Genomic DNA, 23899 nt, shown 5'->3' with positions numbered 1-23899 from the left:
CTTTGGGGAGGTTCTTTATTTTTGGAGTATGAAGAATCCCTGGACTGTTTTAGCCGAACGACCGGTATACGACAATAAATGGATCGGCGTGACGGAATACGATGTGTTAAATCCCTCGGGTGGGAAAGGCATCTATGGTAAGGTTCATTTCAAGGGCCTGGCTATCGGCATCCTTCCACTGGATGAGGAAGGGTATACCTGGCTGGTGGGGCAATACCGGTTTCCACTGGACGCGTATAGCTGGGAGATACCCGAAGGAGGCGGCGACTTCGCGGTGTCGCCTATCGAGTCGGCCAGGCGGGAATTGAAGGAGGAGACGGGGCTGGTGGCCAAGGAGTATACGCTGATACAGGAAATGCATTTATCCAATTCCGTGAGCGACGAACGGGCGTTTATCTTTCTGGCCCGGGGCTTGCACCAGGAAGAGGCTACGCCGGAGGAGACGGAGCAGCTTGTCGTGCGGCGGGTGGCATTCGACGAAGCCTTCGAGATGGTGTTGCGGGGAGAGATCACCGATTCGATAGCGGTGGCGGGAATATTAAAAGTGAAACTAATGTTGATGAGCGGAGCGTTGAAAATATGATAAAGCAAAGCAAATTGATCATCGGTCGCCAGCCCCTTATCGAGACCATTCGATCGGGCCGGGCTATCGACAAGATATTGTTACAGCGGAATACGGCGGGGGAATCCATTGCGGAGATAAGGCAGCTGGCGCGGGAATACAATATCCCGGTGCAGGTGGTGCCGGTGGAGAAGCTGGGATCGCTGACAAAGGCCAACCACCAGGGGGTCATCGCCTTTGCGGGACTGGTGCAATATATGGACCTCCAGCAGGTGATCGACCATGTGGTAGGGACGGGCGCGATGCCGCTATTCGTGATGCTGGACGGGGTCACCGACGTACGGAATATCGGGGCCATCGCCCGTAGTGCGCTTTGTTGCGGTGCGCAGGCGCTGATCATCCCCGATAAAGGGGTGGGGGCCTTGAACGAAGAGGCGATGAAGTCCTCTGCCGGCGCCCTGGAGCGGATCCAGGTGTGTCGCGTACCCAGTCTGCTCAAGGCGGTGGATACACTGCATCTCAACGGGATCAAGGTTTTTACGAGCGAGATGAAGGCAGAGGCGCGGGTTTTCGAACTTCCGCTGGCCGAACCTTGTTGTATTGTGATGGGGAGCGAGGATAAGGGTGTGCAGCCGTATATTCATAAGGCCGCGGATGCCTTTTTTACGATCCCGATGGCAGGGGATTTTGATTCTTTTAACGTTTCGGTAGCAGCCGGAATTATTTTGTACGAGGCGATGAAACAACGATTGCTATGAGCCAAAAAATGGATCAGCAGGCGGGCGCGTCGGGCGGGAGGGTAGCGCTTGTCGAATGTCCGCGCGATGCCATGCAAGGCTGGCCGCATATTATTCCCACGGTGAAGAAGATCGATTATCTGAATACGCTCTTGCGCGTTGGGTTCGACGTGCTGGATTTCGGAAGTTTTGTCTCGCCGAAGGCCATACCCCAGATGGCGGATACGGCCCGGGTGCTGGCGGGTTTGGACTTGAAAGGGGTGAAGACGAAGCTGCTTGCGATAGTGGCGAACTTCAGGGGGGCGGAGGAAGCGGCAGAGTATGACGCCATCAGTTATCTCGGGTTCCCTTTTTCCGTGTCGGAGACTTTCCAGTTGCGCAATACCAATAAGACCATTGAAGGCAGCTTTGCCACGGTGGAAGAGATGCAGGCGCTTTGTGCCGAGCGGCAGAAAGAGCTGGTGGTCTATCTGTCTATGGGGTTCGGCAATCCTTATGGTGATCCGTGGAATGAAGCCGTGGTGTATGAGTGGGCGGCGGCGCTGGCGAAGCTTGGCGTGAAGACCTTGTCGGTGGCCGATACGGTAGGGCTGGCAACGCCGGAGCATGTGTTTGGGGTGACGAGCTATCTGATACGCGAGCTGCCGCAGTGTAGCATCGGGGTGCATCTGCATTCGACGCATCACAACCGCAAGGCCAAGATCGATGCGGCGCTCGAGGCGGGCTGTCGACGGTTTGACGGGGCGTTGAAGGGCATCGGAGGGTGTCCCATGGCGGGGGATGAGCTGGTGGGGAATATGGATACGGAGTGGTTAGTCGGCTATTTTCATCAAAAGCATTTATTGGGTACGCTGGATGAGGTGGCGCTTAGAGAGAGTTTGCGGCTGGCGGGGGAGATATTCATTTGATCATGGAGTTTCAATTACCGATATCGTTACCGTCCTTGCCTGTGCCGATAAAGTATGGGGACAGGATATTGCTTACCGGCAGTTGCTTTACGGAGCATATCGGGAATGCCCTGGGCGAATGGAAGTTCGATGTGCTACAGAATCCCAATGGGATACTCTTTGATCCGAAGAGTGTGGCGTCGAGCCTGATCTCTTACGTGGAGGCGAAGGTTTATGGAGAGGGTGATCTGTTCTATCTGAACGAGCTGTGGCAGAGCTGGCAGCATCATAGTATTTTTTCGGGCGTAGATAAGGCCGACGTGTTGCGGGGGATCAATGCTTCGCAACAGCGGGCGCATGCGTTTTTGCAGCATGCGGACTGGCTGGTCATTACGCTGGGGAGTGCTTTTTCTTATCGGTTGGTGGAGAATGGGTCGGCCGGTGGCGAATGGGGGCAAGCGGGGCTTGCTGTTGCCAACTGTCACCGGGCGCCGGCGCAGAGCTTTCAGAAGCATTTAATGACGATAGAGGAGATCAATTCGGCATTTGACAGCTGTTTGTATCAATTGTTCTATTTCAACCCGGGGTTGAAGGTGCTGTTTACCATCAGCCCGGTGCGGCATATCCGCGATGGGGTGGTGGACAACAACCGCAGCAAGGCGCGGCTTATCGAGGCGGTGCATCATCTCGTGAATAAATTCGACCGCCTTTGGTATTTTCCCGCGTATGAGCTGGTGATCGACGTACTGCGGGACTATCGCTTTTACGATGTGGATATGGTGCATCCCAACTATCCGGCGACGCAATTCGTGCTGGAGAAGTTTGTACAGCAATGTCTCGATGCGGGGTCGAGGGAATTGCTGGAAGAGGTGAAGAAGATCGTCATCGCCCGGAAGCACAAGCCCTTTCAGCCCTCGACGCAGGCGCACCGGCGGTTCTTACAGGATCAGTATCAGCGGGCTGCCGCTCTGGCGGAAAGATATCCTTTTCTTAACCTTGAAGAGGAGATGCGCTATTTTTCGGGAGAGTAATTTTGCCTTCCACAACTACTATATTTATGACAAAGGCGCTGATCGGCATTGCCCTGCTTTGCGGGGTTCTTCCCGGCTTTTCCCAGGGACCACGTCCTTCCTCTATCGCCCGGGATATTGAAGCCAACCGGGTGAGGTTGCCAAATGGATGGTCGCTGACACCGGTGGGCAAGAGTCTTCCGCTGGGTGATCTTCCGCTAAACATCGCGCTCAGTCCAAAATATGCTGCCGTCACCAACAACGGCCAGAGCATACAATCCATTCAATTATTCGACGTCCGTGCGGGCAAACAGCTGGACAGTGTGGAGGTCGGCACTGCCTGGGGCGGCATCGTTTTCAGCGCTGACGAAAAATCGTTATATGTCTCCGGCGGTAATGACAATTGGATCATCCGGTATGCCATCCGCGACGGCAGGCTGAAGAAAGCCGACACCATCGTGCTTGGGGCCCGACTACCTAATAAGGTGTCGCCCACGGGTATCGTGCTTGACGACAAACGGTCGCTCTTATATACGGTGACAAAGGAGGACAACAGCCTTTATGTAGTGGACCTGCGGACAAAAAAGATCGTCCGCCGCTTGCCGTTGGGGGGCGAAGGGTACACCTGTCTTTTGTCGCCGGATAAAAAAGAATTATATATCAGCATCTGGGGGGAGAAGAAGATACTGGTATATGACACCCAAGCGAATGGGTTTACCGACAGCATAGCGGTGGGTGATCATCCCAATGACCTTTGTCTTTCGCACAACGGCAGGATGCTTTATGTCGCCAATGCAAGCGATAACAGTGTCTCTGTAATCGATATCCGGGCGCGGACGGTGACCGAGACGCTGAATGCCGCCTTGTATCCCGCTTCGCGTGAGGGTTCTACCACTAATGGCGTGGCGCTTAGCGACGATGACAAGACGCTTTTTGTCGCCAATGCGGATAACAATTGCCTGGCGGTGTTTGATGTTTCCAAACCGGGCGAAAGTACATCGAAGGGGTATATTCCTACGGGCTGGTATCCCACCTGTGTGCGGGTGACGGGCAAACAATTGTATGTAGCCAACGGAAAGGGTTTTTCCTCCTTTGCCAATCCCCGCGGACCGAATCCTATCGATGTCCGGCAGCGGGTCTTTCTCCACCAGGGGGACAGTCTCCGGTCGGGAAGGGTACGCGAGCAATACATCGGCGGGGGATTGCTGATGGGTTCGCTGAGCATCATCGATATTCCTACGGATGAGCAGCTGCTTGGTTACAGCCAGGCTGTTTTTCACAACACCCCGTACAACAAGGCGACCGAGCTCACCGCTGTCGAGGCCGGCGAGCCGAATAACCCCATTCCAGCGAGGGTTGGCGCGACTTCACCTATTAAATATGTATTCTACATCATCAAGGAGAACCGCACTTACGACCAGGTGTTGGGTGATCTGCCCGAGGGCAATGGGGATACGAGCCTTGTGCTTTTTGGCGAGAAAGTGACGCCCAACCTGCATTCGCTGGCCCGGGAGTTTGTGCTGTTGGATAATTTCTATGTCGACGGGGAGGTCAGTGCGGATGGACACAACTGGTGCATGGGGGCCTATGCGACGGATTATATGGAAAAGATATGGCCTTCTTCCTATGGTCATCGTGGTGGCGAGATCTATTCCCGGAAGACGACGCTTAACCAGCGGTATATCTGGGATCAGGCGAAGGAGGCGGGTGTGAGTTACCGCACGTATGGCGAATTTGTGCGGAGCGGGAAGCCGGCGATACCTTCGTTGGCGGGACATTTCGACCCGGCATTCCGGGATTTCGACCTGCATTACACCGATACGGGACGGGAGCGGGAATGGGAGCGGGAGTTCGACTCGCTGCTGGCGGCTGGGGCTGTCCCGGCCTTTAACAGCGTCCGCCTGGGCACGGACCATACCGAGGGGACGGCGGCTGGCCGGCCTACGCCTTTTGCGCATGTTGCCGACAATGATCTGGCGGTGGGCATGCTTATCGAACATCTCAGCAGGAGTTCCATCTGGAAAGAGAGTGCGGTCTTTATCCTGGAGGATGATGCGCAGAATGGTCCCGACCATGTCGACGCCCATCGTTCGCCCGCCTATATTGCCGGTGGATTTGTGAAGCGGCATTTTGTCGATCATACGATGTATACCACTTCTTCGATGTTGCATACGATGGAGCTGATCCTGGGGATGCAGCCGATGAGCCAGTATGATGCGGCGGCGAACACCATGTGGCGGAGTTTCACCCCGGAAGCGAATCTGACGGCATTTGCCACGTTGCCCGAACAGGTGAATCTCAACGATGTGAACCCGAGCAAGGGCGGACTGCAGGGCATGGCAAAGGGGTTGGATTTTTCGAAGGAAGACCTGGTTGCGGATGCCATCATGAATACCATGTTGTGGAAGGCGGTGCATGGCGAGGGGGCCCGGGTTCCGGCGCCGGTGCGGGCTGCGTTTGTCAAGGCGGCAGGCGTAGACAGGGATTAAAGCGATGGCGGGGGCGAGATATGGATTAGCATCCTATCTTTACAGGCATGGCTAAGAGTTTTGCTACCCAGGCGGAGGCGATATTGGACTTTTATCAGCATTTGCGGCCGCGTTTCGCGATGGGTGATGGCATCTCCATCATGAATCCGTATAAGGAAGCGGCGACGTGGGGGCTGACCACGCAGTTTTACCGGAAGTTTTACAGTGATGACAGGCCGCGGAGCTTTATTTTCGGCATCAACCCGGGGCGACATGGTGCGGGGGTGACGGGTGTACCTTTTACCGATCCGATAAGGCTGGCTGAGGAATGCAGGATCCCGAACGAGATGAAGCGAAAGGCGGAGCTGTCCTCGGAGTTTGTCTATGCGATGATCGATGGTTATGGTGGAGTAGATGCTTTTTACGGGGATTTCTTTTTTACGGCGATGTCGCCGCTGGGGTTTGTGCGGAATGGGAAGAACCTGAATTACTACGACGATAAGGAGCTACTACGGGATTTCGAGCCATTTATGCTACAGTGTATCCGGCGGCAGCTGGAGACGATGCCCACGACGCGGGAGCGCTGCTTTTGCCTGGGGGAGGGGGAGAATTTCAAGTATTTCAGCAAGATCAATCAGCGGCATGGGTTTTTCAAGGAGATAGTGCCGTTGCCGCATCCGCGGTGGGTGATGCAATACCGGCGCAAGCGGGTGGGAGAGTTTGTGGAGTTGTATTTGCAGCGGTTTGGGGTAGAGGGATAGTGGCGCGGTTGGGCGGTGACGGGAGGCCGCTAGTGAATCCGATCGCCGCGGACTTCGAGCGAGCGCATTATGTCTGCTTCATAGTCCAGCCATTCCTTCCAGCGGCGTCGGACGGTTTCCTTTTCGATGTAGAATTCTGCGAGTTCGATGAAGAGATGATAGTGACCGGCTTCGCTTTCCATGAAGCGGCGGTAGAACTGCCGGAGATAGGGGTCGTCGAGACCTTCGCTGAGGCGTTTGAAGCGTTCGCAGCTGCGGGCTTCGATGAGGGCGAAGATGAGCAGCCGATCGAGCAGGCGTTCTTCCTCAGTAGCGCCTTTTTTTTCAAATTCCATCAGTTGGTTGACGTATTGGTCTTTGCGCTGACGGCCGAGTTTGAGGTCGCGGCGTTGGAGTTCGGCTATTACCAGCCGGAAGTGCCCCCATTCTTCGGTGACGATGGGGGAGAGGTCGTTTACGAGGCGGTCTTTGTCGGAGTACCGCTGGATCAGCGAGATGCAGCTGGTAGCGGCTTTTTGTTCGCACCAGGCGTGGTCGGTGAGGATGGCGGCAAGCGAGATGCCGGCGAGATCGACCCAGCGTGGATCGGTAGGGAGTTGCAGGCCGAGGATGTTCTTTTGGCCGGTGGACGTTTCCATGGGGCGAAATTACGTACGTTTGTCCGAAATTTTGGCATGCAGAACGATAGCTTTTTGAACAGGAAATTGACCGAACGGCGGGAGAATGCGGCTTTCCGGCAGTTGCGGCTGCCGGAGGGGAAGGTGGATTTTTGTTCTAACGATTATCTGGGGGTGGTGAGAGATGGGTTGCTGGAGCGGGGGTTTGGGCCGGCGGGTGAGGGAATGGCCCCCCTGGCGCATGGCAGTGGCGGGTCGCGGCTTCTGGCGGGAAATTATTCATTGGTCGAAGAGACAGAGCGGCAGTTGGCGGTCTTTCATTCGGCGCCGGCGGGCCTGATCTACAATTCGGGATATGATGCGAATGTGGGGGTGTTGAGCTGTATCCCGCAGCGGGGAGATGTGGTGTTGTATGATGCGTTGAGTCATGCTTCCATAAGGGATGGGATGCGCCTATCGTTTGCGCAGTCATTTGGATTTGCGCATAATGATTGCGGGGAGTTGGAGAAGCGATTGGCTGCGGCTGCGGCGCCGAACATTTTTGTCGTGACGGAGTCGGTGTTCTCGATGGACGGGGACGAGGCGCCGCTTGCGGCAATGGTTGCGTTGTGCCGCAGGTATGATGCACATCTCATCGTCGACGAGGCGCATGCGACGGGTGTCATCGGGGAGAAAGGGGAGGGGCTTGTGCAGGCGCTTGGGCTGCAGGACGAATGTTTTGCGCGTATCCATACATTTGGCAAGGCGGTGGGTTGTCATGGCGCCATTGTGCTGGGGAGTCCGCTGCTTCGGGATTACCTGATAAATTTTTCGCGGAGTTTTATCTATACGACGGCGTTGCCTCCAGCCAGTGTGCGGGCCATCGCTGCCGCCTATACGTTGTTGCCGGAACTGCAAGCGCAGCGGGAGCAATTGCAGCGGCTTATCGACCGGTGGCGGGATACGGCTATCGGTTATGAACGGCTGGACAGCCGGACGCCGATACAGGTGGTGATCGTGCCGGGTAATAATGCTGCCAGGGCGCTGGCGGACAGGCTGCAGGCGGCGGGATTGGATATCCGGCCGATATTGTATCCTACTGTGCCGAAGGGAAGCGAGCGGTTAAGGATCGTACTACATTCCTTTAATACGGAGGAAGAGGTGGACAGGCTAACAGGATTGTTAAAAAAATAAGCCGACTCATTGCTGAGACCGGCCTATTCATCTACCTGAACCACCTGAACTAAATTAAAGAGTACGTTGTTTTTACCTACACAAAAATGAGACGAAACACGCAATCAGACAATACCATTTTGTGGTATTACCACTTGTGGGGATATTGAAAAATAGCCTATTTTTAGCCGACCAATAAAACCATAATAACCGTGGTATGAGAATTATCCCCTTCCTCCTTTCGCTTATCCTGACCACCGGCCTTATCATTTGCTTGAACCGACAATGGGGTGGCTTGAAGAAGACACCGCCTTTTGGCCAGTTTCTGAGTCCCCAACATGGATTTTGGCAGAATGCCGAGCCGGTGGGTCAACATATCGACGAGCAGGTGTCGCTGCCGGGATTGAAAGGGAAGGGGGATGTTTATTTTGATGAGAACCTGATCCCCCATGTTTTTGCAGCCAGCCAGAATGATGCCTGTTATATCCAGGGATATCTGCATGCCAAATTCAGGCTCTGGCAGATGGAGTTCCAGACTTTTGCCGCAGCGGGCCGGGTGAGCGAATTTCTTGGGCCGGGCCCGGACAACAACTATATCAAATACGACCGTAGCATGCGTCGCCTGGGCATGGTGACCGCGGCCAGGGCGGCTCTTGCGGAGATGGAGAAAGACAGCACTGTCAAGGCGGATTGCGACGCTTACACGGCCGGAGTCAACGCCTATACCAGCCAATTGAAGGCCAGCGAGCTGCCGTTCGAATACAAGCTGCTCAATTATTCCCCCGAGCCCTGGACCAATCTCAAGACGGCGCTTTTTGTCAAATACATGGCCTATGATCTTGCCGGGCATGACAATGATTTCGAGATGACTAATGCCCGGAGTTTTTTCAGCAAGGAGGATTTTGCCAAGCTCTATCCCGAGACGCAGGATAGTGCAGACCCTATCATCCCGAAGGGGACGCACTTTCAGCCACCTGCACTTTTGCTAAAGGAGCCGGCTACGGTGGATAGCCTATATCTCGGCCATCCCATGACGGTGACGGCGGCGGAGTCGAAGCCCGACAAGGACAACGGCAGCAACAACTGGGCTGTCAGCGGGAAGAAGACGCTTAGCGGCAGGCCGATCCTTTGCAACGACCCCCATCTCAGCACCAATCTCCCGGCTATCTGGTACCAGATGCAGATACACACCCCCGATTATAATGTCTATGGGGTATCCTTCCCCGGCGCGCCCTATGTCATCATCGGATTCAACGACAGCTGCGCCTGGGGCATCACCAATGCCGAGCGGGATGTGCGCGACTATTATTCGATAAAGTTCAAAGACGAGAGCCGCCAGGAATACTGGTATAATGGGAAATGGGTACCGGCAGAGATGCGGGTGGATACCATCCTGGTGAAAGATGGGTTACCCTTCTATGATTCGGTGGCGACGACTGTTTTCGGTCCGGTGATGTACGACCCGACCTTCCCCGGCTTTTCCGATGAGACCAACACCCGCAGCTATGCGGTTCATTGGAAGCCGGCCGACCCTTCCAACGAGCTAAGGACCTTTAGCAGGTTTCAGTCGATGCGCAGCTATTCGGATTATAAGGATGCCATTCTCACCTTTAAGAGCCCGGGGCAGAACTTTGCTTATGCCGACAAGAGCGGTGTCGTCGCCATCTGGCAACAGGGGGAATTTCCCGCCAAGTGGAAGGAGCAGGGGCGATTTGTCATGCCCGGTGAAGATAGCAGCTATCTGTGGCAGGGGAATATCAAGCAGGAAGAGAATCCAACCATGCTGCTGGACAACGACGACAATGGCCGCGGATTCGTCAGCAGCGCCAACCAAATTCCGGTGGACACCACCTATCCCTATTACCTGGGGGCAGGGTACCCGGAATATCGCGGGCTGATCATCAACCGCAAGCTAAGCGACATGAACTCCATTACCCCGGCCGATATGATGACGATGCAAACGTGCAACTACGACATTTTTGCGGAGATGGCCCGGCCCTTGCTGCTGCGCAATATCCATGAGGCCCGGCTTAGCGAAGATGAGAAGAACTACCTGAATATCTTCCGCACCTGGAATTTGAACGATGATCCCAACGAAGAGGGGCCCGTCATCTTCAAGTATTGGTGGAACCATCTTACCGAGGATATCTATGACGATGAATTCTCGAAGTCGAGCCTGGAGATGATGCGGCCTTATGAGAGCACCCTGCTGGAGGCGTTGCTCCGGGATTCTGCCTATTCCTTTATCGACAATATCAATACTGCGGAGAAGGAGACGTTGCAGCAGGTGGTAACCACCGCCTTCCTGCAGGCTATTCCCGACCTGGTGGCGGCTGCAAAAGATGACAAGCTCACCTGGGCCAAGAACAAGGATACCTGGGCCCGACACCTGTTGCAGATACCCGAGCTGAGCCGCACCCATCTGCCCATCGGCGGGGGTGTCCATTGTATCAATGCGGCCAAGAAATTACATGGCCCCAGCTGGAGGATGATCGTGCAGCTGACGGATAAGACCGAAGCGTATGGGATCTATCCGGGTGGTCAGAGCGGTAATCCCGGCAGTCCCTATTATGATACTTTTGTCGACAAGTGGGCGGCGGGCAAATACGATCCCCTTTGGGTGATGGGGCCCGAAGAGGTGAAGGACCAGCGTGTCAAGTGGGCGATGCATTTTTCCAATTAATAAAGCGGATGACATGATAAAATTCTTTGTATCGATTATTCTTATTGCCCTGCTAAGTTTTATCTGCGGGCTTTTTCTTCCCTGGTGGACGATTGCCGTGGCGGCCTTTGCCGTCATTGCCCTGATCCCGCAAAAGCCGCTGGCTGCCTTCTTTGCCGGTTTCCTGGCGCTCTTCCTGCTCTGGGGAGGGTTGGCGTGGGCGATAGATGCCGCCAATACCAGTATTCTGTCGGTGCGGGTGGCCAGTATGCTGTACTTGCAGGGGTCGTCTATTCTGTTGGTGTTGGTGACGGGTTTTATCGGGGCGCTTGTCGGTGGTGGCGGGGCGATCACTGCGAGTTTTATGCTGACGCGGGGACGGGCAAGGTAAAGGTGAAAGCCGTGCCTTTGCCGGGTTCGCTTACGAAGCCTATTTTGCCGCCATTCTTTTCCACCAATTCTTTGCAGAGGGACAGGCCGAGCCCGCTGCCTTTTTCACGCGATGTTCCTGCCGTTGTATAGGTGATCGACCGAAAGATCTTGTCCTGGTGGTCAGCCGGGATGCCCTGTCCCGTGTCGCGGACGGTGATGGCCACGTTGTATTTTCCGGGGTTAGCGGTGATGGAGACGGTATCGCCTTCGCGGGAGAATTTGAGGGCGTTCTCTACCAGGTTGCGGATGACCATGTCGATCATGACTTCGTCTGCGTTGACGAGCAGGGGTGCGGCTGCTTTTGGCGAGGGGCCGTGCGCGGAGTCTTCCTTGGGGCCGTTGGTGGGGCCTTCCCCGTCGATGACGAGGTTGATCTTCTTTTCAGCGGCGCGGCTTTGGACGAGGCGGCTGTTTTGTTCGATCACCTGGTGGATGTCGAAGGGACTGGCATTCACTTCTATTCCTTCCATCTGGCTCTTGGCCCAGAACAGCAGGTTATCCAGCAGGCGGCTGGTTCCTTCGAGGTTTTCACCCATCTTCTGGCTGAAGTAGTGGATCTGATCGGCGGTGAGAGTGGATTGGCGGAGAAGGTCGACGAACCCTTTTAGCGTGGCGATGGGACTGCGCAGATCGTGGCCGATGATGGACAGCAATTTATTCTTTACGGCGTTGAGCTCTTCTAATTGCCGGTTCTTTTTCCCGATCTCTTTGTTGCGGATCTCGAGCAGCTGGTTGAGCTGTTTGCGCCGGGCATTGCTCCTTACCAGGAAGAATGCCCACAGGGCCAGGAGGGCTACGCTTCCGGCAAGAAAGTAGTTGCGTATCCGGATGCGGGCCAGCTCTTCCTGTTGCAGGAGCCGGTCTTTGGTGATGAGATCGAGCTGGTGTTGTTTCTTTTCCAGATCGAAAGATGCCTGCAGGCTGCGCATCTGTTTTTCTTTTTCCAGATTGTATAAGCTGTCGTTGAGGGCGATCTCGCGGTTGCGGTAGTCGAGGGCTTTATCGAACTCGTGCAGCCCGGCATAACCGGAAGAAAGTTCGTGATAAGCGGCCTTGACGAATTCCCCGGCGTGGACCTTGCGTGCTTCCTGCAGGGCCATTGCTGCGAAGGCGATGCCTTGCTGGTATTGTTTGAGCGCAAAGCAGGCTGCGGCCATATGCACATGTACAGAGGCAGCCCCATTGAAATCATGTGCATTTATGGATATAGTCAGCGCCCGTTGGAGATAGGTCAATGCTTCCCGGGGCTGACCATTGCGGGTAGAGTAATCGCCAAGATCGTCCAGGCTCGCGCTGAGCCCGGTGACATCCTGGATCTCTTCGGCGATGGCGAGGGCGGCCTTGCAGTAAAAGATGGCCGAATCGAGCTGTTGAGCAGCGGCAAAGGTCTCGCCGAGGTTGATATAGTTATAGGCTATCCCTTCCTTTTCCGGGAAATGGCGGGCTATGGCCAGGGCACGCCGGAAAAAGTCCAGGGCCTTGGGGTAGTCCTTCATATCCGTATAAATGATGCCGATGTTGCCGCAGTTGTTGCCGGAGAGTCCTTCGAGCCCCAGCTGTTCGCTGAGGCGCAGGGATTTGAGGTCGCAATCCAGGGCTTCGGGATAGAGCCCTTTTGTCCCATAGGAAACGCCCATGGTAAGATAGGCCAGCGCCATTCCTTTGGTGTACCGGGCCCTGGTAGCGATGTCGAGCATTTTTTGCCCCATCAGCAGGGCGCTGTCGGCGTCGATGTCCCAATAATAGTGGGAAATGGTGTAATAAATGTTGGCGCGATCGGTATCTTCGCGGGCTGCCTGTAGTTTTGCGAACAGGTCGGCCGGATGCTGGGCCCGCGTGGTAGCGACGGTGAGCAGACCCATAAGCAGGTTTAGAAAAAGGGTTTGGGCTTTTATATTGGTCGGGTTTTTAGCAACAATCGAAATTGGATTTACCGTAAAATAAGGATTTTTACATCATGATCCGCAAATTTCTATTCCTATTAGTATGCTGTTTTTGCAGCCTTTTTGTCCATGCTACCAGGTTGACTGGTATTGTAACCGATGACAAAGGGAATGCGCTGCCTTATTCTTCCATTTTGATAAAGGGAACCACACGTGGCGTGACGGCCGGAAGCGATGGCCGGTATAGTATCGAGCTGTCGCCGGGGAGCTATACCATCGTATGTCAGTATGTAGGGTATAGCCGGCAGGAGAAAAAGGTTACGGTCGGCAATGAAACCGTAGTACTCGATTTCCGGCTGGCGCTGCGGCAGTTGTCGATGGCGGAAGTGGTGGTGAGGCCCGGCGGGGAAGACCCGGCCTATGCGATCATCCGGCATGCCATCAAGAAACGCCGGGACTATGAGAACCCACTTGATTCTTTTACCTGCGAGGCGTATATCAAATCGCAGATAAGGACGAGGGGGCTGCCGAAAAAGATATTTGGCCAAAAGATAGATGCCAAGGACTTGAAGTCGCTGGGGGTCGATTCGGCGGGGAAGGGGATACTCTATCTATCGGAGTCGCTGACTAAGGTGGCGTACAAGCGACCGGATAAGATAAAACTGGAAGTCTTATCGGGGCGGGAAAGTGGCGGCAACGGGTTTGGCTTTAGCATCCCCATCTTTATGAATTTCTACCAGAACAATGTGACGGTGATGGGGGATAAGATGCACCCGCGCGGGTTTGTTTCGCCGATTGCCGATGGGGCGCTGAATTATTATCGCTACAAATTCCTGGGAAGTTTTTTCGAGGATGGAAAGGAGGTGAATGAGATAAGGGTGATTCCCAGGCGGAAATATGAGCCGCTTTTCTCGGGGAAGATCGATATTGTCGATGGCGAGTGGCGGATACACAGCCTCGACCTGTTGCTGGTGAAGGAGTCGCAGCTGGAGATTCTCGACACGGTGAATATCAAACAAATTTATGCTCCCGTTGAAAGTGGGGGCGCGGTGTGGCAGGTGAAGAACCAGGTAGTTTATTTTACGTTCAAGCTACTGGGCATCGACGCGGTGGGGAATTTTTTGGATGTCTATAATAATTATGACATTGCACCGGCCTTTCGAAAACGGTTTTTTGACAATGTCTATATCAAATATGATACGGCAGGCAACAAGAAGACCCTGGCCTATTGGGACAGCATCCGGCCGCTGCCGCTGGAGCCCGATGAGAAAGCCAACTATATCATCCGGGACAGTGTCTACCGGTACCAACAGGACTCGATGGGTTTGCGGAAGAACCGGGATTCGCTGTTGAAGCAGCAGGGCCCCGTCAAGCCAGAGCAATTGCTGCTTACGGGTTTTGACCGGAGTAATTTCCGGCAGCCGCGGCCGTTGCGGTATTCTTTCTCGCCGCTGTTGCAAAATATCAGTTATAATACGGTGGAAGGGATCAATATGAAAGTAGAAGGGTCGGTGAGCAGACAATTGAAGGGGGGAGTGGGTGATCTATCTTTCTCACCGCATCTCCGATATGGATTTCACAACACCCGGCTGAATGCCTGGGGAGAGCTTACGTTGAACCGCCGATCGTTGAACCGGGAGGAGGAGGATGTGTCGGCTTCGCGGCAGACCTGGTCGCTGGCCGGGGGGAAGCGGGTGTCGCAATTCAATCCCGAGAATCCTATTTCCGAGCCGGTGAACGCACTGTACACCTTACTCTTCCGGCGCAACTATATGAAGATCTATGAGAACTATTTTGTGCGGCTCGGTTCGGCGACGCGATTCGACAACGGCATGCGGCTGCATGTGCAGGCGTTGTATGAAGACCGGAGGCCGGTGGAGAATACCCTCGATTATTCGCTTTTCAAATACAACAGCAGGTTCTTCACTCCCAACTATCCCGTGGAACAATTGTCTACACAATTCCCACGGCACGAGGCGGTGGTGACGACGGTTGACTTCCAGTACCAGCCAGGGCAGCGGTTTATCGAATTCCCAAATTCCAAAGTGTCCATCGGTTCGAAGTATCCGACCTTCGGGCTTAGCTATACGAAGGGTTGGGAGGGGGTGCTGGGAAGCGATGTGAATTTTGATAAGTGGCGGTTCTCCGTTTGGGATAATATGAACTTCAGGTTGCGTGGGGAGCTGCGTTACCGGTTGTCGGTGGGCGGGTTTTTGAACACGCATGCGGTGTATATCCAGGACTACCAGCATTTCAACGGCAACCAGACGGTGATAGCGAGTGAATACCTGAACAGCTTCCAGGTGGCGCCGTATTATGCCAATAGTACGACGGCTTCCTTTTATGCGACGGGGCATCTCGAGCATCACTTCAACGGGTTTTTGACCAATAAGATCCCGCTGTTTCGCCGGCTCAACTGGTTTCTGGATGGCGGGGCGAATGCTTTTTATGTGCGGAAGGACAACCATTATGAGGAGATGTTCTGGGGACTGGAGAATATCTTCAAGGTGTTGAGGGTGGATGTGGTTGCTTCCTGGCTGGATGGGCGGTATTATCAGACGGGGGTGCGGATCGGATTGGGCGGGTTGCTGGGGGATGGGTTGAGGGGCGATCGCCAGCGCTGAGGTGTGGGGAATGGGCCGTCCGCTCTGACGTGCGCCTGACGCGAATTTTATGTAATTTTGCCTATGGCTTCACTACATAACCGCGTCTCCCAGAAGGAGTTGAAAGAACGTTTGTACCGGGAGTCCGATGCGCGGACGACTATTTCCTTTTACCGATATTTTCCGATAGACCATCCCAGGGATTTCCGGGATGAGTTGTATAAGGCGCTTTCGGCGTTGAAGGTGTTTGGGCGGATCTATGTGGCGGCCGAAGGTATCAATGCACAGATCAGTGTGCCGCAACCCCGGTTTGAAGAGTTGCGGACCCTGCTGAACGGGTGGCCCGGTTTGCAGGACCTGCGGCTTAATGTCGCCGTCGATGACGATGGGAAGTCGTTTTGGGTGTTGAAGATAAAGGTGCGCGACAAGATCGTTGCGGATGGCATCGACGACCCGGGTTTCGATATGCGGCGGAAAGGGAAGTATGTCGATGCGGTCACTTTCAACCGGCTTACCGACAACCCCGGCACCATCGTGGTGGATATGCGCAATCACTATGAGTATGAGGTGGGACATTTCGACAAGGCTATCGAGGTTCCGTCCGACACTTTTCGCGAGCAGTTGCCGATGTCTGCAGAGATGCTCGAAGAGGACAAGGACCGCACCATCATCATGTATTGCACGGGGGGCATCCGGTGTGAGAAGGCCAGCGCCTACCTGCTGCACAAGGGGTTCAACAACGTATTTCATCTCGAAGGCGGGATCATCCACTACGCCAATACCGTGAAGGAGCAGGGGTTGGAGAACAAGTTTCGCGGGAAGAATTTTGTCTTTGACGACCGGCTTGGCGAGCGCATCAGCGAAGACGTCATCGCGCACTGCCACCAGTGCGGACAGCCTGCCGACACGCATACCAATTGCCGCAATGAGGCCTGTCACCTGCTTTTTATCCAGTGTCCGGCCTGCGCCGAGAAGTATGAAGGGTGTTGCAGTTCCGAATGCCAGGAGGCGATGCGGCTTCCTGCTGAGGAACGGCGGGCTCAGCGGAAGGGAACCGAAAAGGGGTTGCACGTCTTTAATAAGTCGCGCAACCGGATGCGGTTGGGTAAAAAGGGCGCGGGAGGGTAGGGACGCGGCCATCCGGGGCGGCGACGGGTGAGTGTGGGATCGGAAGTTGGCGGCGGCGGCTAGAAATTTGGATCGAAGTTGAAGTAGATGGGGTTGGACAGCCCGACCATGTTGCCGCTGAGCGCCATTGACCCGGGAACTTGCGGATAGGGTGTTGGCGGCCCTTCGACCGTGACACGATAGTACGTTCTGCCAAGCGTGGCCGGGGTATCGGTGAACTCGACGAAAGGGGTGTTGCCGCCGGTGATCTTCAGGCTGTCGAAGTCGTCCCCGTTTTTTACCACCTTTACCGTATATGTTGCTCCGGGAACCGTATTCCCTGACAGCTGCACGCGGAAAGTAACGGGCTTGCCATTCGCCTTTGCATTATCACCCATCATCATATCCATTTTACCATCCCGATCGAGATCGGCATAGAACTCGACGCGGGGTGCAAAGGGGTTCGCGCTGACGGAGACCCGTCCGTTGGTGAGCGCGTCGACTACGGCCTGTGGCGTCCGCGCGGTGGCGAAGACCCAGGTTGTCGGCGTACCGACGTAGTTGGCTTTGGCCTGGTAGCTGTTTTTTGTCGCCTTGTCGGGTGTCTCCGGGGTACCGTGATGGGCGTCGCTTCCACCACGGCCGGTAAGTTTGCGGCCCGATGAGAGCATGTCATCCCAGATCATGATTGCATTGGCATTCCTGCTCCAGATGGCGGAATTCCAGACCTCGATGGATCTCACCATGTCATAAGAATAACCGAAGTGGTCTTTTCCGCTGGGGTGGTTGGCGGACAGGTGAATGCCAAGCTCTTTGACGATAGCGCCGATGACGATGTCGCGCTGATCGCGGACATCGTAAAGCCGCTGGTGGTCGTAAGGCCGGGCGGAGAAGACATTGCCATGGCCGCGGGTCGTTGTCCATTCGGCCCCATAGAGCAGCAACAGGGAGTCGGACTTGAATTCGGGGTCTGCCCAGGTGTTATGGGCGACATCACCCTCCACGTGGTTGTCGTGATCGGTGATGCAGACATAGTCCATGCCTACAGATAGGGAAAACGAGATGATCTTTGCAATGGGGTTGTTAGAGGATTCCTTACTATGCCGGGAATGCACATGGAGGTCGCCCTTGAGCCACACTCCGTTGGTGATCGGGGCGATGGGGGGTAAGGGGCCGAGTTCGGTGGGCGCCCAGGGGCTGACGTGGGTCGACTGGGCCCGGGCGGGATGAGGGATGACGGTTGTCAGGATTCCCAGGAGGCCAATACAAAGGACGTGGATGCGCGGGAAAGTTCTTTTATGAAAGATCATGGTGTGATGGTTGTTGTGTTCGGACTGTAGTAAGACGAATGGCAGACAGAGAATGACTACGCGGGGGTATTAGTAAATTGTATATTCGTACTCCGAAGTGACCTTATTCGGCCAGTTTCGGGGTTGAAAGAGGCCACACCAGGGCTTTTGCGGGCGAGGAAAGAGACGTATCGGGTGGAAGTTTGTCCTGGGTGCTCTTTACGATTTATTAAAGTGGTATATGTGTAGTAGTTTTTGTTTCAGTTAAAATGAAATAAATTTACATCCAACAAAAAGTGTATTTCGTACGTTTAATAATTTTTTAGTAGCTAAATCGCTCATGCCCGATTGCCCGGGAGACGTGGTACGAATTCCTTTAATTGCTGGGACCCTCAAAACTAAACCCAAGGCTCTGAACCATGAACAAGGCGGCAAAAAGTTTCATTCGATTACGAAGCTATGTCTGGAACATCGGGTACAGACCTTCCCTGGGCAGCTACGAGAAGCGGAAACTGGGCATTTTCAACGTGATGAATTTTTTGGGGTTGTCGGCGGGTGTGGTAATTCCTCTAGTGGGCTTTTTTGGTGAAAAACATTTCCCTCCTATTGTCTGGTTAGCCGCCACCGCGCCCGCGGTGATCAGCACTTTTGTATTGGCGGCCAACTATTATCAGAAGTATGAATTTGGCCGGCTGCTTTACTTCACGCTTTATCCGCTGGCAACGACAATGTGTTATGCGCTGCGGATCGATGCGGGGATCGAGTTCTTCTTTATCCTTTACGGGGTGCTTTCGGTCTTCTTCCTCCAGAACATTTACAACATTGTTTTTTCGTTTACGCTTTCGATGGCCTGCTACTTTCTGGTGGCCACCATCTGGAAGGACTATAACTACAGCCTGGAGAAACAAAACTACTATTTCTATCTTTTCAACCACCTGCTTGCCGTCTTCTTCATCTTCTATGGCCTCCTGCTGATAAAGAACGAGAACACGCGATACCAGAACCAGACCCGCGACAAGAACTGGCAGCTGCGCCGGAGCAATCTCAAGATACTACGGCAGAAAGCGGATATCACGGGCAAGGCTGCGTTGCTGGAAGAGCAGACTCACCAGCTGACCGAACTGAATACGCTTAAGAACAGGCTTTTTTCCATCATCGCCCACGACCTCAAATCCCCGCTGTACGCCCTTCGCAACCTGTTTCGCAATGTGCAGCTGTACGATCTCCCAGGGGATGAGATAAAGATCCTCATCCCGGAGGTGGTTAACGAGCTTACCTATACGACGGGGCTTATGGAGAACCTCCTGCAATGGGCCAAGAGTCAAATGCAGGCTGAATCCGTCAAGCCGCAGCTACTGGATATTTCGCGCATCACGAAGGAGGTGTTGCAGTTGTTGCGGCTGCAGGCGGATGCCAAGCATATCTATATCTGCAGCAAGATGGAGCGCCCGGTGTATGTCTATGCCGACAGAGATATGATCAACCTGGTGTTGCGTAACCTGCTTTCCAATGCGATAAAGTTTACCCCCGAGTCGGGTTCGATCCAGATCGAGGCGAGGGAGATGCGTTCGTATATTGAAGTGCTGGTGCAGGATACCGGGACGGGGATCAGCCCTGAAGGGTTGCGGAAGCTGCTGGACGAAAATTATTTTACTACCCGGGGGACGGGTGGGGAAGCCGGGACGGGGCTGGGGCTGATGCTTTGCAAGGAGTTTCTTTCCCGCAACGGAGGACGGATGCGCATCGAGAGCGAGCCGGGGAAGGGCAGTACCTTCTCCTTTACGCTGCCAAAGGGTGGGGTTGAGCCAAATGCGGCGGGTTAGCGCCCTGCCAAAGGACCGGGCCGATGCGTGAGGGGCGTAGGCAGATGCGGCGGGTTAGCTCAGATTGCTCAATGAATATATGATACGCTGGTAGGTTTCCTCGTCGCTTAATGTTTGGGGGTGGAAGGGCTGGCCGATGACCTGCTCGTACAGTTCGATATAGCGCTTGCTGATGGTATCGACCCACTCGTCTGTCATTTCCGGCACCGTCTGTCCTTCTTTCCCCATGAAATTGTTAGCGATGAGCCATTCCCTTACAAATTCCTTGCTCAGCTGTTGTTGTTTTTCGCCTTTGGCCTGCCGCTCTTCAAACCCTTTTGCATAGAAATAGCGTGAGGAGTCGGGGGTATGAATTTCGTCCATCAGATAGATGGTATCGTCAATCTTTCCAAACTCATATTTGGTGTCCACGAGGATGAGTCCGCGTTGGGCAGCCAGCTCCCGGCCCCGGGCGAAGAGCGCAAGGGTGTATTTTTCCAGCTGGGCATAGTCGTTTTCACTTACGAGGCCGCGACGGATGATCTCATCCCTGCTGATGTCTTCGTCGTGTCCCACTTCGGCTTTTGTGGAGGGGGTGATGATGGGGGTGGGGAAGTAATCGTTTTCCTTCATCCCATCGGGGAGGGGTACCCCGCATAATTCCCGTTTGCCTGAATGGTATGTGCGGGCTGCATGGCCTGTGAGGTTGCCTCTGACGACCATCTCTACGCGAAAAGGGATGCATTTGCGGCCGATGGCGACGTTGGGGGCGGGTGTATCCACGAGCCAATTGGGGCAGATGTCGCTTGTGGCCTTTAACATGTAAGCGGCGATCTGGTTGAGAACCTGCCCTTTATAGGGGATGGGACGGGGAAGGATGACATCGAAGGCCGAGATGCGATCGGAGGCGATCATAACCAGCCAATTTTCGGATATCGTATAGACATCGCGGACCTTGCCGCGGTAGAAATTCGTCTGATGAGGGAATTGCAATTGCTTCATAATAGGTCGGGGCGCTCGTTAGGGCGCCTTTTGCGCAAAATTAAATTTTCAGGTCAACATTACAATGTGTATTTTGGTATAACGAAAACTTGCGCAATGAGAAATATCATACGACTACAGGCTGTACTGGCCATGTCCATCCTAGTTTCCCTATCTGCTTTTTCCCAGACCCCTATTACGCTGACCGGAACGGTCAGGCAATCGACGACAAAAGATATTGTTCCGGCGGTGAGTGTAACCATCAAAGGCACATCCATCGGTACGATTACGGACGGCCGGGGGAATTTCAGACTTTCAGTCACACAGCAACCGCCATTCGTCCTTGTTTTTTCCTCCATTGGCTATCAGACCCAGGAGGTGAATGTCACCGGCACGGGTGAGGCGTTGACGGTGGACCTTGTGCCGTCCTCGACATTGGGGCGGGAGGTCGTCGTATCCGCCACACGGGCCGCGATTCGCAGCCTGGAGTCACCGGTGTCCATCGAGCGAATCGGCGCGGCGGAGGCTCACAACGTTCCGGCGCCTTCTTTTTATGACGCTATCGCGAACCTGAAGGGGGTGGACGTGGTCACCTCTTCCATGTTGTTCAAGACGCCCGGTACGAGGGGGTTCAACGGCAGCGGTAACCTGCGGATGAACCAACTGGTGGATGGGATGGACAACCAGGCGCCGGGTTTGAACTTCTCCGTCGGCAATATCGTCGGTCTTTCCGAACTCGATCTGGACAATGTCGAGTTGCTGCCGGGTGCTTCGTCTGTGTTGTATGGGTCGGGCGGGATGACGGGTACCCTGCTGATGACGAGCAAGGACCCCTTCAAATACCAGGGCTTCAGCGCCCAGTACAAGCAGGGGGTGAACCATATCGGCGACGACCAGAGCAGCGCCAAACCTTTTTATAATGTCGGGGCGCGGTATGCCCAGGCGTTTAACAACAAATTTGCCTTCCGCATCTCCGGAGATTATACCAAGGGGACGGACTGGATGGCGAGTGACACCCGGGATTATCATCCTGTCACGGGCCTGATCACTTCGGACAAGGATCACAGCACCGCACCCGATTATGACGGGATCAATGTATACGGGGATGAGAGTGCGTATTTCAACGTGAAGTCGGCGCTTAGCAATGCATCGAAGCAATATGCCGCTGCCGCCGCAGCATATGCTGCCGCGGGGGATGCTGCCGATGCTGCGAAATACACGGCCCTGTCGCAGGGCGCGGCCCAGGCATCTGCGCTGACGCCTGCCAATTCGAATGTTTCGCGGACGGGTTATGCGGAGAAGGCGCTTACGAATTACGATGCCTATAACTTTAAAGTATCCGGCGGTCTCTATTACAAGGTGACCCCGGGTACGACGCTGAGTCTGACGGGCAATTTTGGGATGGCCAGCACTGTATACCAGGGTACGGACCGCTATAGCCTGAAGAATGTGAAGATCGGTCAGTATAAAGCGGAGATCAAAGGCGAGCACTTCTATGTACGGGCCTATACCACGCAGGAGAATGCGGGTGATTCCTATGACATGGTAGCGGTGGCTACGCTGATGAATGAGGCTTATTTGCCGACGGGGGGGCAGACTGGTTGGGCAGCAACCTATCTCGGCGCGTATGCCCAGGCCCTTCAGCAGGCGTATGGAGCCGGCCAGAGCGGGAACCAGGCCTATCTGACTGCCAGCAATGCGGCCAGGGGGTTTGCGGATGCGGGCCGGTTCCAGCCGGGTTCGGTAGGCTTCAACACCGCCTTCGGTACGCTGAAGAACAATGCTATTCCCTATGGCGGGAAGTTCAACGATCAGACCAACCTGTATGCCGGGGATGCCATGTATAATTTCGGGGATGTCGAGCACACGGTAGATGTCACGGTTGGCGCAAGCACCCGGGAATTCGTACTGAACAGTCACGGGACCATCTTTGCCGACACGGCGGGACGGATCAATATCAACGAGTCGGGCGCTTTTGCGCAATTGCAGCGGGCCTTCTTCGACGATGTCCTGAAGTTGACGGGAGCGGTTCGGTGGGACAAGAACTCCAATTTCAAGGACCGGTTTACACCGCGGTTTACGGCCTTGTTCAAGATAGCCAAGGACAATTATATCCGGGCTTCCTTCCAGACGGCCTATCGTTTCCCGTCCACGCAGAACCAGTTTATCAACCTGCAGACAGGGTCGGCGAGGCTCATCGGCGGGTTGCCGCAGTTTATCAGCTATTATGGCCTCAACGACGGGCATACCTATGATACGGCTACGCTGAACAGATTTGCGGCTACGGGTCAGCTGGGCAGCGCCTATCAGTATCAGCAGTTCAAGCCCGAGACGGTGGCTTCGTGGGAATTGGGTTATAAAGGGGTGATCGCGGATAAGCTGCTCATCGATGTGTACGGGTTCTATGCGCAGTATACGAATTTCATCGGGTTGACGGTGCTGGTGAAGGATCCGTTCGCTACGGGTTCGTATGTCCAGAATGCCGCCAATACCTTTGGGTTGTATACCAACAGCACCACCAAGGTGAACACGGTGGGTGCGGGTATCAGCCTGGATTACCGGCTGCCCGGCGGGTATATTGCCGGCGCCAACTATGCGTACAACAATATCTCCGATGCCAGCAATGGCCAGCAGACGGATTTCAATACGCCGAAGAATAAATTTAACCTGTCGTTTGCGAATTATACGATCGCAAAGTATTATGGATTTAATGTGACGTATCGCTGGCAGCAGGAGTACCTGTATCAGTCATCGTTCATTACGGGGATCACGCCGGCGTTTGGGACGCTGGATGCGCAGGTGAGTATGAAGATACCGCATATGACGAGCAGTGTGATAAAGATCGGGGCGACGAATCTGTTGAATAAGTATTATGTGGATGCGATTGGGAATGCGAATATTGGCGGCTTATATTACATAAGCTTTGGGTATAATATTCTCTAGTGA

17 protein-coding genes are annotated in these 23899 nt (G+C 54.5%); 13 read left to right on the top strand and 4 right to left on the bottom strand.

Annotated features, from left to right (window positions below; translation table 11 throughout):
- Positions 1-28: 28 nt before the first annotated feature.
- From IEY39_RS10155 to IEY39_RS10130, 6 genes are read left to right on the top strand one after another with little or no spacing between them, the layout of a single operon-like run.
- The gene (locus IEY39_RS10155) at positions 29-583 is read left to right on the top strand and encodes an NUDIX domain-containing protein (RefSeq protein WP_188931077.1); all 555 of its coding nucleotides are present in this window, start codon (positions 29-31) and stop codon (positions 581-583) included.
- Positions 580-1320: a 23S rRNA (guanosine(2251)-2'-O)-methyltransferase RlmB gene (gene rlmB / locus IEY39_RS10150; protein WP_188931075.1), complete on the top strand. Its 741-nt coding sequence runs from the start codon at positions 580-582 to the stop codon at positions 1318-1320. Before IEY39_RS10155 ends, rlmB begins: the two co-directional genes overlap by 4 nt.
- Positions 1317-2207, top strand: a complete 891-nt coding sequence (locus IEY39_RS10145) for a hydroxymethylglutaryl-CoA lyase (RefSeq protein WP_229688857.1) — start codon at positions 1317-1319, stop codon at positions 2205-2207. The genes rlmB and IEY39_RS10145 overlap by 4 nt, the downstream gene beginning before the upstream one ends.
- Before the next feature lie 2 nt (positions 2208-2209).
- The gene (locus IEY39_RS10140; protein WP_188931073.1) at positions 2210-3217 is read left to right on the top strand and encodes a GSCFA domain-containing protein; all 1008 of its coding nucleotides are present in this window, start codon (positions 2210-2212) and stop codon (positions 3215-3217) included.
- Between the two features lie 26 nt (positions 3218-3243).
- Complete coding sequence (locus tag IEY39_RS10135; RefSeq protein ID WP_188931072.1) at positions 3244-5685, top strand: bifunctional YncE family protein/alkaline phosphatase family protein; 2442 nt, start codon at positions 3244-3246, stop codon at positions 5683-5685.
- Positions 5686-5732: 47 nt separating this feature from the next.
- Positions 5733-6425, top strand: coding sequence for a uracil-DNA glycosylase family protein (locus tag IEY39_RS10130; RefSeq protein ID WP_188931071.1), 693 nt, complete (start codon positions 5733-5735; stop codon positions 6423-6425).
- 29 nt (positions 6426-6454) lie between these two features.
- On the opposite strand, the gene IEY39_RS10125 is transcribed toward IEY39_RS10130, so the two are convergent.
- Entirely contained in the window at positions 6455-7063 is a 609-nt protein-coding gene (locus IEY39_RS10125; RefSeq protein ID WP_188931070.1) for a MiaE family protein, read from the bottom strand.
- Between the two features lie 36 nt (positions 7064-7099).
- Here IEY39_RS10125 and IEY39_RS10120 point away from each other — a divergent pair, with 36 nt between their 5' ends.
- The 3 genes from IEY39_RS10120 to IEY39_RS10110 all read left to right on the top strand — a co-directional run bounded on the left by IEY39_RS10120 (position 7100) and on the right by IEY39_RS10110 (position 11247).
- On the top strand, positions 7100-8215 hold the full coding sequence (locus tag IEY39_RS10120) for an aminotransferase class I/II-fold pyridoxal phosphate-dependent enzyme (protein WP_188931069.1): 1116 nt from the start codon (positions 7100-7102) through the stop codon (positions 8213-8215).
- 196 nt (positions 8216-8411) lie between these two features.
- Positions 8412-10877 carry a penicillin acylase family protein gene (locus IEY39_RS10115; protein ID WP_188931068.1) on the top strand — a complete coding sequence of 822 codons (2466 nt, stop codon included), beginning with the start codon at positions 8412-8414 and terminating at the stop codon, positions 10875-10877.
- Positions 10878-10890: 13 nt separating this feature from the next.
- Entirely contained in the window at positions 10891-11247 is a 357-nt protein-coding gene (locus IEY39_RS10110) for a hypothetical protein (protein WP_229688856.1), read from the top strand.
- On the opposite strand, the gene IEY39_RS10105 is transcribed toward IEY39_RS10110, so the two are convergent.
- On the bottom strand, positions 11219-13150 hold the full coding sequence (locus IEY39_RS10105) for a tetratricopeptide repeat-containing sensor histidine kinase (RefSeq protein WP_188931067.1): 1932 nt from the start codon (positions 13148-13150) through the stop codon (positions 11219-11221). The two genes, IEY39_RS10110 and IEY39_RS10105, sit on opposite strands and share 29 nt — an antisense overlap.
- A 95-nt stretch (positions 13151-13245) precedes the next feature.
- On the opposite strand from IEY39_RS10105, the gene IEY39_RS10100 reads away from it, so the two are divergent.
- Together IEY39_RS10100 and trhO are read left to right on the top strand one after the other, a co-directional pair.
- Positions 13246-15795: a DUF5686 and carboxypeptidase regulatory-like domain-containing protein gene (locus IEY39_RS10100; protein ID WP_188931066.1), complete on the top strand. Its 2550-nt coding sequence runs from the start codon at positions 13246-13248 to the stop codon at positions 15793-15795.
- 63 nt (positions 15796-15858) lie between these two features.
- Positions 15859-16902 carry an oxygen-dependent tRNA uridine(34) hydroxylase TrhO gene (gene trhO / locus IEY39_RS10095; protein WP_188931065.1) on the top strand — a complete coding sequence of 348 codons (1044 nt, stop codon included), beginning with the start codon at positions 15859-15861 and terminating at the stop codon, positions 16900-16902.
- A gap of 59 nt (positions 16903-16961) precedes the next feature.
- On the opposite strand, the gene IEY39_RS10090 is transcribed toward trhO, so the two are convergent.
- Positions 16962-18191: a CehA/McbA family metallohydrolase gene (locus IEY39_RS10090; protein ID WP_188931064.1), complete on the bottom strand. Its 1230-nt coding sequence runs from the start codon at positions 18189-18191 to the stop codon at positions 16962-16964.
- Positions 18192-18589: 398 nt separating this feature from the next.
- On the opposite strand from IEY39_RS10090, the gene IEY39_RS10085 reads away from it, so the two are divergent.
- Entirely contained in the window at positions 18590-19993 is a 1404-nt protein-coding gene (locus IEY39_RS10085; RefSeq protein ID WP_188931062.1) for a sensor histidine kinase, read from the top strand.
- Positions 19994-20047: 54 nt separating this feature from the next.
- Here IEY39_RS10085 and IEY39_RS10080 read toward each other — a convergent pair whose 3' ends face one another.
- Positions 20048-20974 carry a phosphoribosylaminoimidazolesuccinocarboxamide synthase gene (locus IEY39_RS10080; protein WP_188931060.1) on the bottom strand — a complete coding sequence of 309 codons (927 nt, stop codon included), beginning with the start codon at positions 20972-20974 and terminating at the stop codon, positions 20048-20050.
- Positions 20975-21070: 96 nt separating this feature from the next.
- Here IEY39_RS10080 and IEY39_RS10075 point away from each other — a divergent pair, with 96 nt between their 5' ends.
- Positions 21071-23896 (top strand): TonB-dependent receptor, encoded by a 2826-nt coding sequence (locus tag IEY39_RS10075; RefSeq protein WP_188931058.1) that lies wholly within the window; start codon positions 21071-21073, stop codon positions 23894-23896.
- The last annotated feature ends 3 nt before the right edge of the window (positions 23897-23899 follow it).

Origin of the sequence: Puia dinghuensis, from assembly GCF_014642875.1 — a bacterium.
GTDB classification, from domain to species: Bacteria; Bacteroidota; Bacteroidia; order Chitinophagales; family Chitinophagaceae; genus Puia; species Puia dinghuensis.
This window is presented reverse-complemented; position numbering and strand designations above follow the sequence as displayed.

What these genes read in the sequence shown, in the direction of transcription:
- IEY39_RS10155 (WP_188931077.1), top strand. Translation starts at nt 29, where the DNA reads ATGAAGAATCCCTGGACTGTTTTAGCCGAACGACCGGTATACGACAAT.
- rlmB (WP_188931075.1), top strand. Translation starts at nt 580, where the DNA reads ATGATAAAGCAAAGCAAATTGATCATCGGTCGCCAGCCCCTTATCGAG.
- IEY39_RS10145 (WP_229688857.1), top strand. Translation starts at nt 1,317, where the DNA reads ATGAGCCAAAAAATGGATCAGCAGGCGGGCGCGTCGGGCGGGAGGGTA.
- IEY39_RS10140 (WP_188931073.1), top strand. Translation starts at nt 2,210, where the DNA reads ATGGAGTTTCAATTACCGATATCGTTACCGTCCTTGCCTGTGCCGATA.
- IEY39_RS10135 (WP_188931072.1), top strand. Translation starts at nt 3,244, where the DNA reads ATGACAAAGGCGCTGATCGGCATTGCCCTGCTTTGCGGGGTTCTTCCC.
- IEY39_RS10130 (WP_188931071.1), top strand. Translation starts at nt 5,733, where the DNA reads ATGGCTAAGAGTTTTGCTACCCAGGCGGAGGCGATATTGGACTTTTAT.
- IEY39_RS10125 (WP_188931070.1), bottom strand. Translation starts at nt 7,063, where the DNA reads ATGGAAACGTCCACCGGCCAAAAGAACATCCTCGGCCTGCAACTCCCT.
- IEY39_RS10120 (WP_188931069.1), top strand. Translation starts at nt 7,100, where the DNA reads ATGCAGAACGATAGCTTTTTGAACAGGAAATTGACCGAACGGCGGGAG.
- IEY39_RS10115 (WP_188931068.1), top strand. Translation starts at nt 8,412, where the DNA reads ATGAGAATTATCCCCTTCCTCCTTTCGCTTATCCTGACCACCGGCCTT.
- IEY39_RS10110 (WP_229688856.1), top strand. Translation starts at nt 10,891, where the DNA reads ATGATAAAATTCTTTGTATCGATTATTCTTATTGCCCTGCTAAGTTTT.
- IEY39_RS10105 (WP_188931067.1), bottom strand. Translation starts at nt 13,150, where the DNA reads ATGGGTCTGCTCACCGTCGCTACCACGCGGGCCCAGCATCCGGCCGAC.
- IEY39_RS10100 (WP_188931066.1), top strand. Translation starts at nt 13,246, where the DNA reads ATGATCCGCAAATTTCTATTCCTATTAGTATGCTGTTTTTGCAGCCTT.
- trhO (WP_188931065.1), top strand. Translation starts at nt 15,859, where the DNA reads ATGGCTTCACTACATAACCGCGTCTCCCAGAAGGAGTTGAAAGAACGT.
- IEY39_RS10090 (WP_188931064.1), bottom strand. Translation starts at nt 18,191, where the DNA reads ATGATCTTTCATAAAAGAACTTTCCCGCGCATCCACGTCCTTTGTATT.
- IEY39_RS10085 (WP_188931062.1), top strand. Translation starts at nt 18,590, where the DNA reads ATGAACAAGGCGGCAAAAAGTTTCATTCGATTACGAAGCTATGTCTGG.
- IEY39_RS10080 (WP_188931060.1), bottom strand. Translation starts at nt 20,974, where the DNA reads ATGAAGCAATTGCAATTCCCTCATCAGACGAATTTCTACCGCGGCAAG.
- IEY39_RS10075 (WP_188931058.1), top strand. Translation starts at nt 21,071, where the DNA reads ATGAGAAATATCATACGACTACAGGCTGTACTGGCCATGTCCATCCTA.